Raw genomic sequence first — 14,805 nt, 5'->3', positions numbered from 1 at the left:
CGATGAGGCCGGCAGCTTCAACATCAATGCCGACTGGCAGTCCGTCATCGCGAGCAGGCTCACTCCTACAGGTCGTGTGTCTATTGGGACAAGCCGGACGGGCGAAAAGTCGTTACTATAAGCGCCTCTTTGCCTGCCTTGCCATGGACACCATGACCGAGAACGACTATCTGATCGCCTGGGGCCTCTACGCCTTTGCCGCCGTAGGCTGCCTGTTGGTATGGATGCGCCTGACCACCTGGATGTGGCGCTACCTGCGCGAGCCGCTGCGGGTGCTCATGGCGGTGTTGCTGTTCAGCCCGACCATCATTGACCCGGTGAAAGCCAAAGTTGCGCCGTCTATCGCCATTACCGCGCTGGATCTGGCGTTCAAGGTCGGCAACAACGCGTGGCGAGCGATCTCCGATCTGTTCATGTACAGCATGATCGCCCTCGGTATTTACCTGATCTTCGTGCTGATCCGCCTGCCAATCGAACGCGCGTCCCGTGCTCGCCGCGAGCAGGCAGAAGCCGCCAAGGCTGCCGCCCGTGCCGATGATCGCGATGACGATCAACCGTTCGGCGGCGTCGGCGATGACCGCTACGGTCGTCCGCCAGTCCCGAGCAATCCGCAGCACACGCGGGTCGAGCCGCGCCTGTAATCCCGAGAGTCCGCACATGTGTGAATTACTGGGCATGAGTGCCAACGTGCCGACCGATATCGTGTTCAGCTTCACCGGCCTGATGCAGCGTGGCGGGCGTACCGGCCCGCACCGCGACGGTTGGGGCATCGCGTTTTACGAAGGTCGTGGCTTGCGCCTGTTTCAGGATCCGGCGGCCAGCAGCGAGTCGGAAGTCGCCAATCTGGTGCAGCGCTATCCGATCAAAAGCGAAGTGGTCATTGGCCACATTCGCCAGGCCAACGTCGGCAAGGTTTGCCTGTCCAACACCCACCCATTCGTCCGCGAACTGTGGGGCCGCAACTGGTGCTTCGCGCACAACGGCCAACTCGCCGATTTCACCCCGATCAAAAGTTTCTACCGCCCGGTCGGCGATACCGACAGCGAGGCGGCGTTCTGCGATTTGCTCAACCGCGTGCGTGCAGCGTTTCCGGAACCGGTCGATATAGAAGAACTGTTGCCGGATCTGGTCGCGGCCTGCGCCGAATACCGCAGCAAAGGCGTGTTCAACTGCCTGCTCAGCGATGGCGACTGGCTGTTCTGCTACTGCTCGACCAAACTGGCACAGATCACCCGGCGCGCACCGTTCGGCCCGGCGCGCTTGAAGGATGTCGATGTGATCGTTGATTTCCAGGCGGAAACTACGCCCAACGACGTGGTCACCGTGATTGCCACCGAACCGTTGACCGAAAACGAAACCTGGACCCGCTACGAACCGGGCCAATGGAGCCTGTGGCGACGCGGCGAATGCGTCAGCCAGGGTAAGACCGAATAAGGATTGCGCGCCATGTTGCTCAGTTATCTACGGCTGGTGTTGTTCGCGGCGGGCCTGTTGATCGGTGTCCAGGTGCCGGGCTTCATCAACGATTACGCAAAACGCGTCGAAGCGCATCTGATTGAAGCGCAGACCGGGTTACGCGGTTTTCAGGGCACGGCCGATCAATTTTTCAAGGGCGATATGCAGGCGCTGGTCGCGCATTATCGCGCCAGTGAAGATCCGATATTCCGTAGCGATGCCGACAGTCTGAACACCTTGCTCACCCGTCAGGTGGCGTTGGACAAGCAGTTCCAGGCGATGCAGGGCCCTTGGTACATCCGCTTCCTACAAGTGGTGCTGGCGGCGGATCCGGATATTCGCAAGGAAACCTGGAATGGCTACAGCTATCAGATTCTGCTGACCCCGGAAGCGATGATCTGGGGCATGAGCGGCGCGCTGTTGCTGTCGTTCGGGATCGAATGCGTGTTCCGTCTGATTGACTGGGTGGTGCTCGGTGGCCGACGTTTGCGCCAGAGCCGCCCGATCGAAGACCGCGATGTGCGCGGCCTCTGATGATCGTTCCCACGCTCTGCGTGGGAATGCAGCCCGGGACGCTCCGCGTCTCAAAGCGGACGCGGAGCGTCCATTGAGGCATTCCCACGCGGAGCGTGGGAACGATCATGTAGGAGCTGCCGAAGGCTGCGATCTTTTGCTGTTAAGGGGTCAAAACCACATACCCATCACCAACCTTCTGCGCATACTCCGCCAACACCTGCTGACACAACGTCACAATCTCCTCGACCCACTCAACCCCCACCCGCCACGACACCACCACCTGCAAATCCGGTGGCCGCTGATCGATGTTCAGCAAGGTCAATTCCCCCCGCGCCAGTTCCTCCGCCACCAACACCGGCGGCAGCACGCCAATACCAAAACCATCGCGCAACAATCGCGTGATCGCCGACACCGAATTCACGCAATTCAAACGCGGCGCCATCACGCCGTTCGCCTGCATCAACGCCAGTAGATCCTGATGCGGTCGGGAGTTTTTCGAGTAGGTGATGATGCGTTCCTGCGCCAGTTCAGCGAGGTCGGCGTAGTCGCGGTTGTAGATCGAATTACTGGCGACGATCCAGCCCAGCGGATGGCTGGCCAGTTCCAGGCTGCGCACACTTTCGTGGCGCACCAGATCGGTTTGCAGAACGATATCGAGAAAACCTTTTTGCAGCTGATCGCAGAGGTTCAGCGAGGTATCCGCCACCAGCTCGATTTCCACCCGTGGAAACAGATCGGTCATCTGCGCCACCAACGGGCTCAGCCACGTGTGGATCACCGTGTCCATCACGCCGATGCGCACGCGGCCGACCTTGCTTGAGCGAGTCTCGATCGACTGCTTCAGCGCCGACATGGTGTCGAGCATCTGCTCGGCATAGTCGAGCACTTTCAGGCCCTCGGGCGTCAGGCTGACACCGCGCGAATCACGCAGAAACAGCTTCACCCCCAGCTCGCCCTCCAGCACCGCAATGCGGCTGGAAATCGATGCCTGGGTGGTGAACAGCTTGTCGGCGGTCAGGCGAAAACTCTTCAGGCGGGCGACCCAGACAAAGGTCTCGAGAAACTTCAGATTCATGGGCAAGGCTCGGGTGACAAATTTTTCTTATGCCTAAGGCGGGTTTTTATTCGTTGGACGCAGCACGCCCGGGCGACGAAAAATCGGCGCATCCGGTTCCCACGATAGGCGTCGTCGGGGCTACGAACAAGACCAATAAAAAACCTGCGGAGATAAGCCATGAGTGCTCCCGACACCCTAGAAGCATCCCCGGCACCGGCGCGTCCGGGGCCGTTCGACTGGTATCGCAACATCAATCAGCAGGAGCGCCGCACCTTCTGGAGCTGCAAGATCGGCTACGGTCTGGACGGCATGGACACGCAGATGCTCAGCTTCGTCGTGCCGACGCTGATTGCGATGTGGGGCATCACCACCGGCGAGGCCGGGCTGATTCATACCAGCACGCTGATTGCTTCAGCGATTGGCGGTTGGGTCGCCGGGATTCTCTCCGACCGCATCGGCCGCGTGCGCACCCTGCAACTGACGGTGCTGTGGTTCGCCTTCTTCACTTTTCTCTGCGGCTTCGCGCAAAACTACGAACAACTGCTGATCGCCCGCACCCTGATGGGCTTCGGTTTCGGCGGCGAATGGACGGCCGGCGCGGTGCTGATCGGCGAGGTGATCCGCGCCAAGGATCGCGGCAAAGCGGTGGGCATGGTGCAATCCGGGTGGGCGCTGGGCTGGGGGCTGACGGCGATTCTGTATGCGCTGCTGTTCTCGGTGCTGCCGCCGGAAGACGCCTGGCGCGCGCTGTTCATCCTCGGCATCGTACCGGCGATTTTTGTGATTTTCGTCCGCCGTCTGGTCAAGGATCCGGAGATCTATCGCGAAGCCAAGGCCCGGCAAACGCCAGAGAATCAATCGAAGTTTTACGAGATCTTCGCCCCGGGCATGCTCTTCACCACGTTCCGCGCTTCGCTGCTGACCACGGGAGCTTTGGGCGGTTATTACGCGATCACTTCCTGGCTGCCGACCTTCCTCAAGAACGAACGCGGTTTGAGCGTACTCGGTACTGGCGGTTATCTGGCGATGGTGATTGTCGGCTCTTACGTCGGTTACGTGATCAGCGCTTACCTGACCGATCTGCTCGGCCGCAAAAAGAATTTCATTCTGTTCGCGGTCGGCTCGTTCACCATCGTTTTGCTCTATACGCAATTGCCGGTGAGTAACGGCGTGATGCTGTGGCTGGGCTTCCCGCTGGGATTTTTCGCCTCAGGGATTTTCAGCGGCATGGGCGCGTTTCTCACTGAGCTGTTTCCGACGCGGATTCGCGGTTCGGGGCAGGGTTTTTGCTACAACATCGGGCGGGCGCTGGCGGCATTGTTTCCGCTGCTGATCGGTTTGCTTAGCCAGACCGTGCCATTGAGTGTCGGCATTGGTGCTTTCGCGGCGGTGTCTTACGGCGTGGTGATCATCGCGGCATTGAGCCTGCCGGAAACCCGTGGCAAGCAACTCGATGCGCAGTAACTGATAACCTGCCAGGCACAGTCCTACCGATAAAAAGACAAGCCCCTACAGGAGTGTTCACCGTGAGCCGCCTGCTATTGAATTGCGACATTGGCGAGAGCTTCGGCAGCTGGACCATGGGTCTGGACGCCGAGGTCATGCCCTTCATCGATTGCGCCAACATCGCCTGCGGTTTCCATGCCGGCGACCCGAGCATCATGCGTAAAACCGTCAGCCTGGCGTTGAGCCACGGCGTGAAAATCGGCGCGCATCCGGCTTATCAGGATCTGGTCGGTTTCGGCCGCCGTTCCATGGCGTATTCGGCGCAAGAGCTGCAAGACATCCTGCATTACCAGATCGGTGCACTCGACGGCATCTGCAAGGCGCAGGGAGGCGAGGTCAGTTACGTCAAACCGCACGGCGCGATGTACAACGACATGATGACCAACCCGGCGCAATTGCGTGCGGTGATTCAGGCCGTGGCCGCTTACGACAGCAGCCTGCCGCTGATGTTGATGGCCACTCGCGACAACTCGGCCGCGCAGCAAATGGGTGATGAGTATGGCGTGACGTTGTGGTTCGAAGCCTTCGCCGACCGCGCCTATGACAGCGCAGGCAAATTGGTTTCGCGACAACTGCCGGGTGCGGTGCATCACGACCCTGAAAAAATCATCGAACAAGCGCTGACCATTGCCCGTGGCGGCAACCTCACTGCCAGCGACGGCAGTGCCTTGTGTCTGCATGCCAATACCCTCTGCGTACACGGCGACAACGCCAGTTCGGTGGCCGCCGTGCAGCGCATTCGCGAGGCCTTGAATCAGCAGGACGCGCAATGAACCCAAGGATTGAAGTGGTGGCACTGGATTGCCTGATGCTGCGTCTGTTCGATGAAATCGCTGAGGCCAACATGCCATGGATGCTCGCCGCCAGTGAGCGCTTGCGTACGGTGTTTGGCGCGCAGTTGATCGATCTGGTGCCGTCGTACACGACGTTGATGGTGCATTACGATTTGACGGTTTTGAGCCCGAATCAGGCGCGGGAATTGATCGCTGAGGCGCTGATTGATCTGTCGCCGAATTCACGATCCGCCGGTCAATGTCATGTGCTGCCGGTCTGGTATGACTTGAGCGTCGGGCCGGAGTTGAGCTTGCTGGCTGAACGCAGTGGGCTGGCAGTGGAGGAGGTGATCCGTCGCCACAGCGGCCGCGAATATCAGGTGTTCGCCCTCGGCTTCGCGCCGGGTTTTGCCTTTATGGGTTTGGTCGAAGAAATCCTCGCGGCGCCACGTTTGAATACGCCGCGCAAGAAAGTCGCCGCTGGCAGCGTCGGTATCGCTGAGCGGCAAACCGCAGCCTATCCCGTGGTCTCGCCCGGTGGCTGGAATCTGATCGGTCGTACGCCGGCGAAACTGTTCGATCGTCATCGCGAGGGCTACAGCCTGATGCAACCCGGCGACACCGTGCGTTTCGAAGCCGTGAGCCATGCCGAGTTCATCAATCTGGGCGGCGACGACACGCCACTGGAGGCGCAGGCATGAGCCGATTGACGATTGAGGCGAGTACGCCGCTGTGCCTGTTGCAGGATGCCGGGCGATTTGGTGTGCGGCATCTGGGCGTGACTCAGGGCGGCGCGGCGGATTGGTGCTCGATGAGCTGGGCCAATTGGCTGCTGGGCAACGGGCTGGATTTGGCGGTGATCGAAATCACCCTCGGCGGCTTTGCGGTGGTGGCGGAAGAGGATTGCTTGCTGGCGCTGGCCGGGGCGGATCTTGGCGCGCAGGTTGATGGTCAGCCGTTGGCGTCGTGGCGCAGTTTCAAATTGGGCAAAGGGCAGAAACTGCAGTTCACGCAACCGTTGCTTGGTGCCCGGGCGTATCTTGCGGCGCCCGGTGGCTTTGACGCGCCGAAAGTGTTGGGCAGCAGCGCGACGGTGGTGCGCGAAGAACTCGGCGGGCTCGATGGCATGGGGTTGCCATTGGCCAAGGGTTCGACACTGAGTTACCACGGGGAATCGCTGTGTGTTCGCGAAGTGCCTGTGGATTTACGGCCGGATCTGAAATCGAACTCGCCGCTGGATCTGGTGCTCGGCGCACAGATCGGTCAGTTCAGCGGGCAGAGTTTGTTTGATGCGTTTAACAGTGCCTGGTCGCTGGACAGTCGCGCTGATCGCATGGGTATTCGTTTGCTGGGCAAAGCGTTGGAGTATCAGGGGCAGCCGATGATTTCCGAGGGCATTCCGTTGGGCGCGGTGCAGGTGCCGCCGGACGGACAGCCGATTGTGTTGCTCAATGATCGGCAGACGATTGGTGGGTATCCACGGTTGGGCGCGTTGACGCCGCTGGCGTTGGCGCGGTTGGCGCAGTGTTTACCGGGGGCGCAGGTGCGGTTGCGGCCGGTGGTGCAAGACGTCGCGCACCGTGAGCATGTCGGATATTTGCGGCGCTTTAAAGAAAGCTAAGAGCTTCGCGAGCAAGCCCGCTCCCACAATTGATCGTTCCCACGCTCCGCGTGGGAATGCCGCCTGGGACGCTCCGCGTCCCTGTGACGCAGAGCGTCACTGGATGCGTTCCCACGCAGAGCGTGGGAACGATCTGGTCGTCATTTGGACAAGAACCGCATCCCTTCTTCCAAACCGCGCAACGTCAACGGATACATCTGATCCTCGATCAAATCCCTCACGATATTGGTCGACGAGGTATACCCCCACGTATCTTTCGGGTACGGGTTAATCCAGATGAGCTTCTTGTACTTCTCCATAAACCGCTGCATCCACACATAACCCGGCTCTTCGTTCCAGTGCTCGACACTGCCGCCGGCCTGGGTGATTTCATAAGGCGCCATCGCGGCGTCGCCAATGAAAATCACCTTATAGTCAGCGCCGTACTTGTGCAGCAGATCCTGGGTTGAAGTGCGCTCGGAAGTGCGGCGCATGTTGTTCTTCCACACCGACTCATAAACGAAGTTGTGGAAGTAGAAGTACTCCAGATGCTTGAACTCGGTCTTGCAGGCCGAGAACAACTCCTCGCAGATCTTCACGTGCGCGTCCATCGAGCCGCCGATGTCGAACAGCAACAACAGCTTCACCGTGTTGCGCCGCTCCGGGCGCATCTGAATGTTCAGCAGGCCCGCGTCTTTGGCGGTGTGATCGATGGTGCCGTCGATATCAAGTTCTTCCGCCGCGCCCTGGCGAGCGAATTTACGCAGACGACGCAGGGCAACCTTGATGTTGCGCGTGCCCAGTTCCACCGAATCATCAAGGTTCTTGTATTCGCGCTGATCCCAGACTTTTACCGCTTTGCCCTGACGCTTGCCGGCATCGCCCACCCGAATGCCTTCCGGGTTGAAGCCGCCGGAGCCAAACGGGCTGGTGCCGCCGGTGCCGATCCATTTGTTGCCGCCGGCGTGACGTTCCTTCTGTTCTTCCAGACGTTTCTTGAACTCTTCGATCAGTTTGTCGAGACCGCCGAGGGACTGGATTTGCGCGCGTTCTTCGTCGCTCAGCGAACGCTCGAATTCCTTGCGCAGCCAGTCTTCGGGTATCAGCGCCTGTAAGTGATCGTCGAGCTTTTCGAGGCCATTGAAGTAGGCGCCGAACGCGCGGTCGAATTTGTCGAAATGACGCTCGTCCTTCACCAGAATCGCCCGTGACAAGTAATAGAACTCGTCCATGTCGGCGAAGGTCACGCGCTGTTTCAGCGCGTTGATCAGGTCGAGCAGCTCGCGCACCGACACCGGCACCTTGGCTGCACGCATTTCATTGAACAGGTTGAGCAACATGGCATCAGCCTCTTAGCGGGTGCCGCGACGGCTCATGAACGCCAGACGCTCAAGCAGTTGCACGTCCTGTTCGTTCTTCACCAAGGCACCGGCCAGCGGCGGAATAGCCTTGGTCGGATCGCGTTCGCGCAGCACCGCTTCGCCAATATTGTCGGCCATCAGCAGTTTCAGCCAGTCGACCAGTTCCGAGGTCGACGGCTTCTTCTTCAGGCCTGGCACTTTGCGCACATCGAAGAACACGTCCAGCGCTTCGCTGACCAGATCCTTCTTGATGTCCGGGTAATGCACGTCGACGATTTTCTGCAGGGTCGGGCGATCCGGGAAAGCGATGTAGTGGAAGAAGCAGCGGCGCAGGAAAGCGTCCGGCAGCTCTTTCTCGTTGTTAGAGGTAATGATGATGATCGGGCGCTTCTTGGCCTTGATGGTCTCGTCGATCTCGTAAACGTAGAACTCCATCTTGTCGAGTTCTTGCAACAGGTCGTTGGGGAACTCGATGTCGGCCTTGTCGATCTCGTCGATCAGCAGAATGACCCGCTCTTCGGACTCGAAAGCCTCCCAGAGCTTGCCTTTCTTCAGGTAGTTGCGCACGTCGTGGACTTTTTCAGTGCCCAGCTGCGAGTCGCGCAGACGGCTGACCGCATCGTACTCGTACAGGCCCTGATGGGCCTTGGTGGTGGACTTGATGTGCCAGGTAATCAGCTTGGCATTGAACGATTCGGCCAGTTGCTCGGCGAGCATGGTCTTGCCGGTGCCCGGCTCGCCCTTGACCAGCAGCGGCCGCTCCAGGGTGATGGCGGCGTTGACCGCCAGCTTCAGGTCATCGGTGGCGACGTAGGCCTGGGTGCCTTCGAACTTCATCTGCTAATCCTCGAACGGTAACGCCGACCTGAACGGGCAGGGCGGGGGCGAAATAATCGGATGCCCGACTATAACGCGCAGGCCGGTCGACTGTGAACGCAGACGGCTTATTCAGTCTCTGAATGGGGCGTCACATGTTGACTCACCTGTGGTGAGGGGATTTATCCCCGACGGGCTGCGAAGCGGCCCCTAATGTGAACAAACCTAACCCGCATCCGGCTTAGGCCGTTCATACCGCGCATTGAATGCCTGAACAAAGCCATTACGCAAAATCTGCAAAAACGCTTCAAACGCGCTGATATTTTGCTGATGCACATTGCCGCTCAGCTCAACCTTGGTCGCAAACTGGTTTTTCGCCTGATTCTTCAGCACGGTTTCCGTGCCGCCGACCAGCGCTTCCCAGACGGAGCGGAAGATGCTTTTGTTCTCGTTTTCCACGTCCTGCTGCCAGTTGAAGACTTCGACGTCACGCAGCAGGGGTTTGATGTAGCCGTTGACTTGCGCCTTTTTGGCTTTGGCTTCAATCACTACATCGCCGTGACCGGCATTGAAGTCGAACTTGCCGTAGGCCGAAGCGAAGTCATTCATGCTTTTGAGTTCGATGTCTTTGGCGCGCAGACGGAATTCGAAGTCTTCAAAATTGCTCAACGGATCGAAGGTGGCGGTGGTTTCCAGCGGTGCATGGCCGAGTAGCAAGGCTTTGCCTTCGAATCGGGCGTCGCGTTTGCCTTCCTTGTCGACCACGTTGGTCAGGTTGTAGATGCTCGCGTTGACGTCAGTGGCATTCATGTTCACCGGCGGTTTGGAGTTGAAGTTGCGGAAACTGATGCGACCGTCGTTGATCTGCACTTCGTCGAGGGTGATGGGCAACAACTTGCCCAACTGCTCACGCCAGTCGGTGCCTTGACCGGTTTGGGAATTCTGTTTGTTGGCGCCACCGTCGACGAAGTTGATTTCAGGTTTGAAGAACTTCACTTGAGCGACGACGGCATGGTCGTACCACAGCGAGTGCCAACTGACTGAAAGGTCGATCAGCGGCGCATTGACGAACGGCACCGGTACTTTGCCGTCGACTTTGACAATCTTCAGACCGTTGATTTTGTAGGCGCCGCGCCACCACGCCAGGTCAACGTCAGTGATCTGACCACGGTAATCGCCCATGTTGGCCAGTTTGTCATTCAGGTAATCGCGCACCACGTAGGGCAGGGCGATGTGCAGCGCCATCAGCAGCACGACGATTCCCGCGAAAGTCCACAAGGGCCAGCTGTAGCGACGTTTCATGGTGACAATTCCCGAACGATGTAAAGCGATTGACTACTGCGTGTTGCAGACGTTCGCCTCGACTGGACTGTGATGGGCAACAGGCATACCTTGGAGCGCTGAATTCAACGCTGCATAAGGACCCAGCCATGAGCCGTATTTTTGCTGACAATGCCCATTCCATCGGCAACACGCCGCTGGTGCAGATCAACCGTATTGCGCCGCGTGGCGTGACCATTCTGGCCAAGATCGAGGGGCGCAACCCCGGTTATTCGGTGAAATGCCGGATCGGCGCCAACATGATCTGGGACGCCGAAAGCAGCGGCAAACTCAAGCCCGGCATGACCATCGTCGAGCCGACCTCGGGCAACACTGGCATCGGCCTGGCCTTCGTCGCCGCCGCTCGCGGTTACAAATTGATGCTGACCATGCCCGCCTCGATGAGCATCGAGCGCCGCAAGGTGCTCAAAGCACTGGGCGCTGAGCTGGTGTTGACCGAACCGGCCAAGGGCATGAAAGGCGCGATCGAAAAAGCCGCTGAAATCGTGGCCAGTGATGCCGACAAATACTTCATGCCCGCGCAGTTCGATAACCCGGCCAACCCGGCGATTCATGAAAAAACCACCGGCCCGGAAATCTGGAACGACACCGATGGCGCTGTCGACGTATTGGTGGCCGGCGTCGGAACCGGCGGAACCATCACCGGTGTTTCGCGGTATATCAAGAATACCCAGGGCAAACCGATTCTCTCCGTGGCCGTGGAGCCGGTGTCCTCACCGGTGATCACGCAAGCGCTGGCCGGTGAAGAGATCAAGCCGAGCCCGCACAAGATTCAGGGTATCGGCGCAGGTTTTGTGCCGAAAAACCTCGATCTGTCGATGGTAGACCGGGTTGAGTTGGTGACTGATGATGAGTCGAAAGCCATGGCCCTGCGTTTGATGCAGGAAGAAGGGATCTTGTGCGGGATCTCCTGCGGTGCAGCGATGGCGGTTGCCGTGCGTCTGGCGGAGACCCCGGAGATGCAGGGCAAGACCATCGTCGTGATCCTGCCGGACTCAGGCGAACGTTATCTGTCGAGCATGTTATTCAGCGACCTGTTCACCGAGCAGGAGAATCAGCAGTAATCTGGATTGATTCAGGTCAGCCAAGGTTCAGGATCGTTATGTTAATAAGCGCTTTATTGCGCATTGCTTAACACTGAATCTTGGAATGGACGGGTTTTTCCCGACGCCGGTAGTGTTTATCATGGCCGGCTGCCATGCCGGGTAAATGGCATCGCAGCGTCGTTTTTTATCAAGGAGTTGTGGATGACCGTTTCGTTTGCCGCCAAGGCGTTTGTGCTGTTGCTGTTTCTCGGCAGCACGCTCTATGTGCATTTGCGCGGCAAGGCGCGTTTGCCGGTACTGCGTCAGTTCGTCAACCATTCGGCGCTGTTCGCTCCGTACAACGCCTTGATGTACATGTTCTCTGGCGTGCCGTCGAAGCCTTATCTGGATCGCAGCAAGTTTCCAGAGCTGGACGTGTTGCGCGACAACTGGCAAACCATCCGCGACGAAGCCATGCACCTGTTCGACGAGGGCTATATTCGCGCCGCCGAGAAGAACAACGACGCCGGTTTCGGTTCGTTCTTCAAGAAAGGCTGGAAGCGTTTCTACCTCAAGTGGTACGACAAACCGCTGCCTTCAGCCGAAACCTTGTGTCCGAAAACCGTGGCGCTGGTCAGTGCGATCCCGAATGTAAAAGGCGCGATGTTTGCGTTGTTGCCCGGCGGCAGCCACCTCAACCCGCACCGCGATCCGTTTGCCGGCTCTCTGCGTTATCACCTCGGCTTGTCGACGCCTAACTCTGACGATTGCCGGATCTTCGTCGACGGTCAGGTTTACGCCTGGCGCGACGGTGAAGACGTGATGTTCGATGAGACCTACGTGCACTGGGTTAAAAACGAAACCGAGCAAACCCGCGTCATTCTGTTCTGCGACGTCGAACGTCCGCTGAAAAACCGCTTCATGACTCGCATTAACCGTTCGATCAGCGCCTGGCTCGGCCGCGCGACTGCGCCGCAGAATCTTGACGACGAGCGCGTGGGCGGGATCAACCAGGCTTACGCGTGGAGCAAGAACTTCAGCGACAAATTCAGCGGCGCTGTGAAACAGTGGAAACGCCGTAATCCCAAGGCCTACCGCGTGGCACGACCGGTATTGGCGGTGGTGGTGTTGACGTTGTTGGGGTATTGGTTGTTTGGGTGAGGCTGGATATTGAAATGAAAAAACCGCTCTTTGGGAGCGGTTTTTTATTGGGAAACTTACAGGCGACCTGCTGCGAGTACACTCGGCTCTTCTGTGTCAGTACCGGTTTCCAGTAATTTCAGAAGCCGGTTTTGGCTTGCAGTCAGAAGCACCTCTCCAGATTTTCTGCTGCGGGGAAGAGATCCCTTTCTAGTGGGAGCCTTTTTCTCGGATTTGCTCATGTTTCCACCACTATTGATCGTTATTTGAACAGTTTTCACGATACTCGGTTCTCTAGGTTTTTTACAAGGCGGCCCTGAGAATCGAAGTCAAAGCCGAGTTTTTGATAATGTGAAACCGCACCCTTCAAAGGCTCCTGGATTTCGAGAATATTGCTTCCAAGGAATTGGGCATATTGTTCGATTGCTATCAACGCCAATGCACCGATCCGGTTTTTCAACGGATGTTTTTCTCTAGGGCGTCCTTCCAGACGCACAATTCGTATTCTTTTCCTGCTGGCGTTTGGATTTGCAAAGCACAGTCCGCAAAGCTGCTCTTCGTGCCAGATCGCTATGTCGAGATACAAGGGTTCCCGGGCTTTCCATTCAACGACTTCACACCACGCGAAGTGCTGATCTTTCCAAAGTCGTGACGCTTCCACTGCTTGCCGATTGATCGGTTCGAAACGAACTTTTGATAAATCTATGAGAGTCGATTCATTTTGCGCCGGGGAAGCTGTAACCGGGCGGTGACGATAGCGGCCTGCTTTCTGGCTTGTGATCGATACAACTGATATCGCAAATATGTCCGTTCCCTTGGCATGTAATTCCGTGCATTCCTTGTCCTCCATGGATGGGTACTGCCATTGCAATTCAGCCTATGCGCCTCCAATCCACCTGTCGCTAGCGGCCATTCGCCCAAGTCATTGCAATCCATGTCACGCGCTGGTTATAGTCGGCGCTCGTGAGTCGCACGGCTCACTTCTCAACCCTTCAAAAAGATCAGCCCCAATGCCTGCATCCCTCATCAACGCGGTAGTCGATTCAGCGGTCAACGCTGGCGTCGTGCCGTGCGGGAATCAGCAGCCAAGGCAGATCAGTCATTACCCCCCACCTGTCAGTAGCACGCCGGTGTGCGCAGTCGTATCACCGCCGGGCGTTGGCGTTTCGGGCTGATCAGCGTTTTTGCTGCCCCCCCGTGCACGCCTGAAAAAACCTACTGAATTTCAGCCTCGGCTGAGTTGGCTATTTGCCTGACTACAGGTGGTATTCATGTTTGTCCTTTCGAAAAAATCCGCGCTCGCGGCGGCGTCCACGAGCCTGTTCGTTCTGCTGTGGAGCAGCGGGGCGATCTTCTCCAAATGGGGTTTGGCGCACGCGTCACCCTTTGCCTTTCTGCTGATCCGCTTTGCGATCGCCCTCTGTGGGCTGGTACTGCTGGCGCCGTTGCTCAAGTTGAAGTTGCCCAAGGGCGGCAAGCCGATGCTGTATGCGATTGCCACGGGCGTGGTGTTGTTGGGGGCTTATCAGATTTTCTATCTGCTGGCCCTGAACACCAAAGTCACACCCGGCGTGATGGCCACGATCATGGGCGTGCAACCGATTCTTACGGTGGTGCTGATGGAACGACAGCGCTCAGCGAGCCGCTTGTTCGGTCTGGCGCTGGGGCTGGCCGGGCTGATCATGGTGGTCTATCAGGGTATCGGTCTGGCCGGCATGTCTTGGGCGGGAATGCTCTTCGGGCTGCTGGCGCTCGTGAGCATGACGCTCGGTTCGATCATGCAGAAGCGCATCACCGATAATCCCCTTGGCACGCTACCGGTGCAGTACCTCGCCGGGCTGTTGCTGTGCGGGATTTTTGTGCCGTTCCAGCCGTTTCATTTTGAACACAGCGCAGGGTTTTTCCTGCCGGTGTTGTGGATGGGGCTGGTGGTGTCGGTGCTGGCGACGCTGTTGCTGTATCGGCTGATTGCGCAGGGCAATCTGGTGAACGTCACCAGCCTGTTTTATCTGGTGCCGGCGGTGACGGCGGTGATGGATTACCTGATTTTCGGTAATCGGCTGGCGGCGTTGAGCGTGTTGGGGATGTTGCTGATCATTGTTGGGTTGGCGTTTGTGTTTCGTAAAACGGGGTAACAGAGAGTCAGGTGGCGGCTGTTCGGCCGCCAATCGCGAGCAGGCTCACTCCTACAGGGGGATGCATTCCAATTGTAGGA

General features: G+C 58.2%; 15 protein-coding genes. 10 read left to right on the top strand and 5 right to left on the bottom strand.

Translation table 11 applies throughout. From position 1 onward, the window contains the following. Positions 1–143 precede the first annotated feature (143 nt). The 3 genes from QMX93_RS18500 to QMX93_RS18490 are packed head-to-tail and all read left to right on the top strand — an operon-like array spanning position 144 to position 1,989. The gene (locus tag QMX93_RS18500; protein ID WP_282357590.1) at positions 144–641 is read left to right on the top strand and encodes an MFS transporter; all 498 of its coding nucleotides are present in this window, start codon (positions 144–146) and stop codon (positions 639–641) included. A 16-nt stretch (positions 642–657) separates the two neighbouring features. Continuing rightward, on the top strand, positions 658–1,434 hold the full coding sequence (locus QMX93_RS18495) for a class II glutamine amidotransferase (protein WP_053118116.1): 777 nt from the start codon (positions 658–660) through the stop codon (positions 1,432–1,434). A gap of 12 nt (positions 1,435–1,446) precedes the next feature. Further along, positions 1,447–1,989 (top strand): DUF2937 family protein, encoded by a 543-nt coding sequence (locus tag QMX93_RS18490; RefSeq protein ID WP_053118118.1) that lies wholly within the window; start codon positions 1,447–1,449, stop codon positions 1,987–1,989. A gap of 142 nt (positions 1,990–2,131) precedes the next feature. Here the strand turns inward: QMX93_RS18490 and QMX93_RS18485 are convergent, their stop codons facing one another. Beyond that, positions 2,132–3,046, bottom strand: a complete 915-nt coding sequence (locus QMX93_RS18485; RefSeq protein ID WP_282357589.1) for a LysR family transcriptional regulator — start codon at positions 3,044–3,046, stop codon at positions 2,132–2,134. Between the two features lie 159 nt (positions 3,047–3,205). Between QMX93_RS18485 and QMX93_RS18480 the strand changes: the two genes are divergently transcribed. From QMX93_RS18480 to QMX93_RS18465, 4 genes are all read left to right on the top strand, one after another. Next, positions 3,206–4,492: an MFS transporter gene (locus tag QMX93_RS18480; RefSeq protein ID WP_053118122.1), complete on the top strand. Its 1,287-nt coding sequence runs from the start codon at positions 3,206–3,208 to the stop codon at positions 4,490–4,492. A 62-nt stretch (positions 4,493–4,554) separates the two neighbouring features. Then, the gene (locus QMX93_RS18475) at positions 4,555–5,307 is read left to right on the top strand and encodes a 5-oxoprolinase subunit PxpA (protein WP_282357588.1); all 753 of its coding nucleotides are present in this window, start codon (positions 4,555–4,557) and stop codon (positions 5,305–5,307) included. Continuing rightward, on the top strand, positions 5,304–6,008 hold the full coding sequence (pxpB, locus tag QMX93_RS18470) for a 5-oxoprolinase subunit PxpB (protein ID WP_159814665.1): 705 nt from the start codon (positions 5,304–5,306) through the stop codon (positions 6,006–6,008). Before QMX93_RS18475 ends, pxpB begins: the two co-directional genes overlap by 4 nt. Next, a complete protein-coding gene (locus tag QMX93_RS18465) occupies positions 6,005–6,928 on the top strand; it encodes a biotin-dependent carboxyltransferase family protein (protein ID WP_282357587.1) in 924 nt (307 codons plus the stop codon). Before pxpB ends, QMX93_RS18465 begins: the two co-directional genes overlap by 4 nt. A gap of 140 nt (positions 6,929–7,068) precedes the next feature. Here QMX93_RS18465 and QMX93_RS18460 read toward each other — a convergent pair whose 3' ends face one another. The 3 genes from QMX93_RS18460 to QMX93_RS18450 all read right to left on the bottom strand — a co-directional run bounded on the left by QMX93_RS18460 (position 7,069) and on the right by QMX93_RS18450 (position 10,386). Next, complete coding sequence (locus QMX93_RS18460) at positions 7,069–8,247, bottom strand: VWA domain-containing protein (protein WP_007911295.1); 1,179 nt, start codon at positions 8,245–8,247, stop codon at positions 7,069–7,071. A 12-nt stretch (positions 8,248–8,259) separates the two neighbouring features. Further along, on the bottom strand, positions 8,260–9,105 hold the full coding sequence (locus tag QMX93_RS18455; protein WP_038358424.1) for a MoxR family ATPase: 846 nt from the start codon (positions 9,103–9,105) through the stop codon (positions 8,260–8,262). 204 nt (positions 9,106–9,309) lie between these two features. Further along, the gene (locus QMX93_RS18450) at positions 9,310–10,386 is read right to left on the bottom strand and encodes a DUF748 domain-containing protein (protein WP_282357586.1); all 1,077 of its coding nucleotides are present in this window, start codon (positions 10,384–10,386) and stop codon (positions 9,310–9,312) included. A 128-nt stretch (positions 10,387–10,514) separates the two neighbouring features. Here QMX93_RS18450 and cysK point away from each other — a divergent pair, with 128 nt between their 5' ends. Together cysK and QMX93_RS18440 are read left to right on the top strand one after the other, a co-directional pair. Next, positions 10,515–11,489, top strand: a complete 975-nt coding sequence (gene cysK, locus QMX93_RS18445) for a cysteine synthase A (protein ID WP_053118134.1) — start codon at positions 10,515–10,517, stop codon at positions 11,487–11,489. A 183-nt stretch (positions 11,490–11,672) separates the two neighbouring features. After that, positions 11,673–12,611 (top strand): aspartyl/asparaginyl beta-hydroxylase domain-containing protein, encoded by a 939-nt coding sequence (locus tag QMX93_RS18440; protein WP_282357585.1) that lies wholly within the window; start codon positions 11,673–11,675, stop codon positions 12,609–12,611. A gap of 256 nt (positions 12,612–12,867) precedes the next feature. Here QMX93_RS18440 and QMX93_RS18435 read toward each other — a convergent pair whose 3' ends face one another. Further along, positions 12,868–13,440 carry a hypothetical protein gene (locus QMX93_RS18435; RefSeq protein WP_282357584.1) on the bottom strand — a complete coding sequence of 191 codons (573 nt, stop codon included), beginning with the start codon at positions 13,438–13,440 and terminating at the stop codon, positions 12,868–12,870. 421 nt (positions 13,441–13,861) lie between these two features. Between QMX93_RS18435 and QMX93_RS18430 the strand changes: the two genes are divergently transcribed. Then, positions 13,862–14,725 carry a DMT family transporter gene (locus tag QMX93_RS18430; RefSeq protein ID WP_282357583.1) on the top strand — a complete coding sequence of 288 codons (864 nt, stop codon included), beginning with the start codon at positions 13,862–13,864 and terminating at the stop codon, positions 14,723–14,725. Positions 14,726–14,805: the final 80 nt, after the last annotated feature.

It is taken from the genome of Pseudomonas sp. PS01303 (assembly GCF_029959385.1).
Classification (GTDB): Bacteria; Pseudomonadota; Gammaproteobacteria; order Pseudomonadales; family Pseudomonadaceae; genus Aquipseudomonas; species Aquipseudomonas rustica.
Note: the sequence above shows the minus strand (reverse complement) of the source record. Positions and strands in the feature narration are given on the sequence as shown.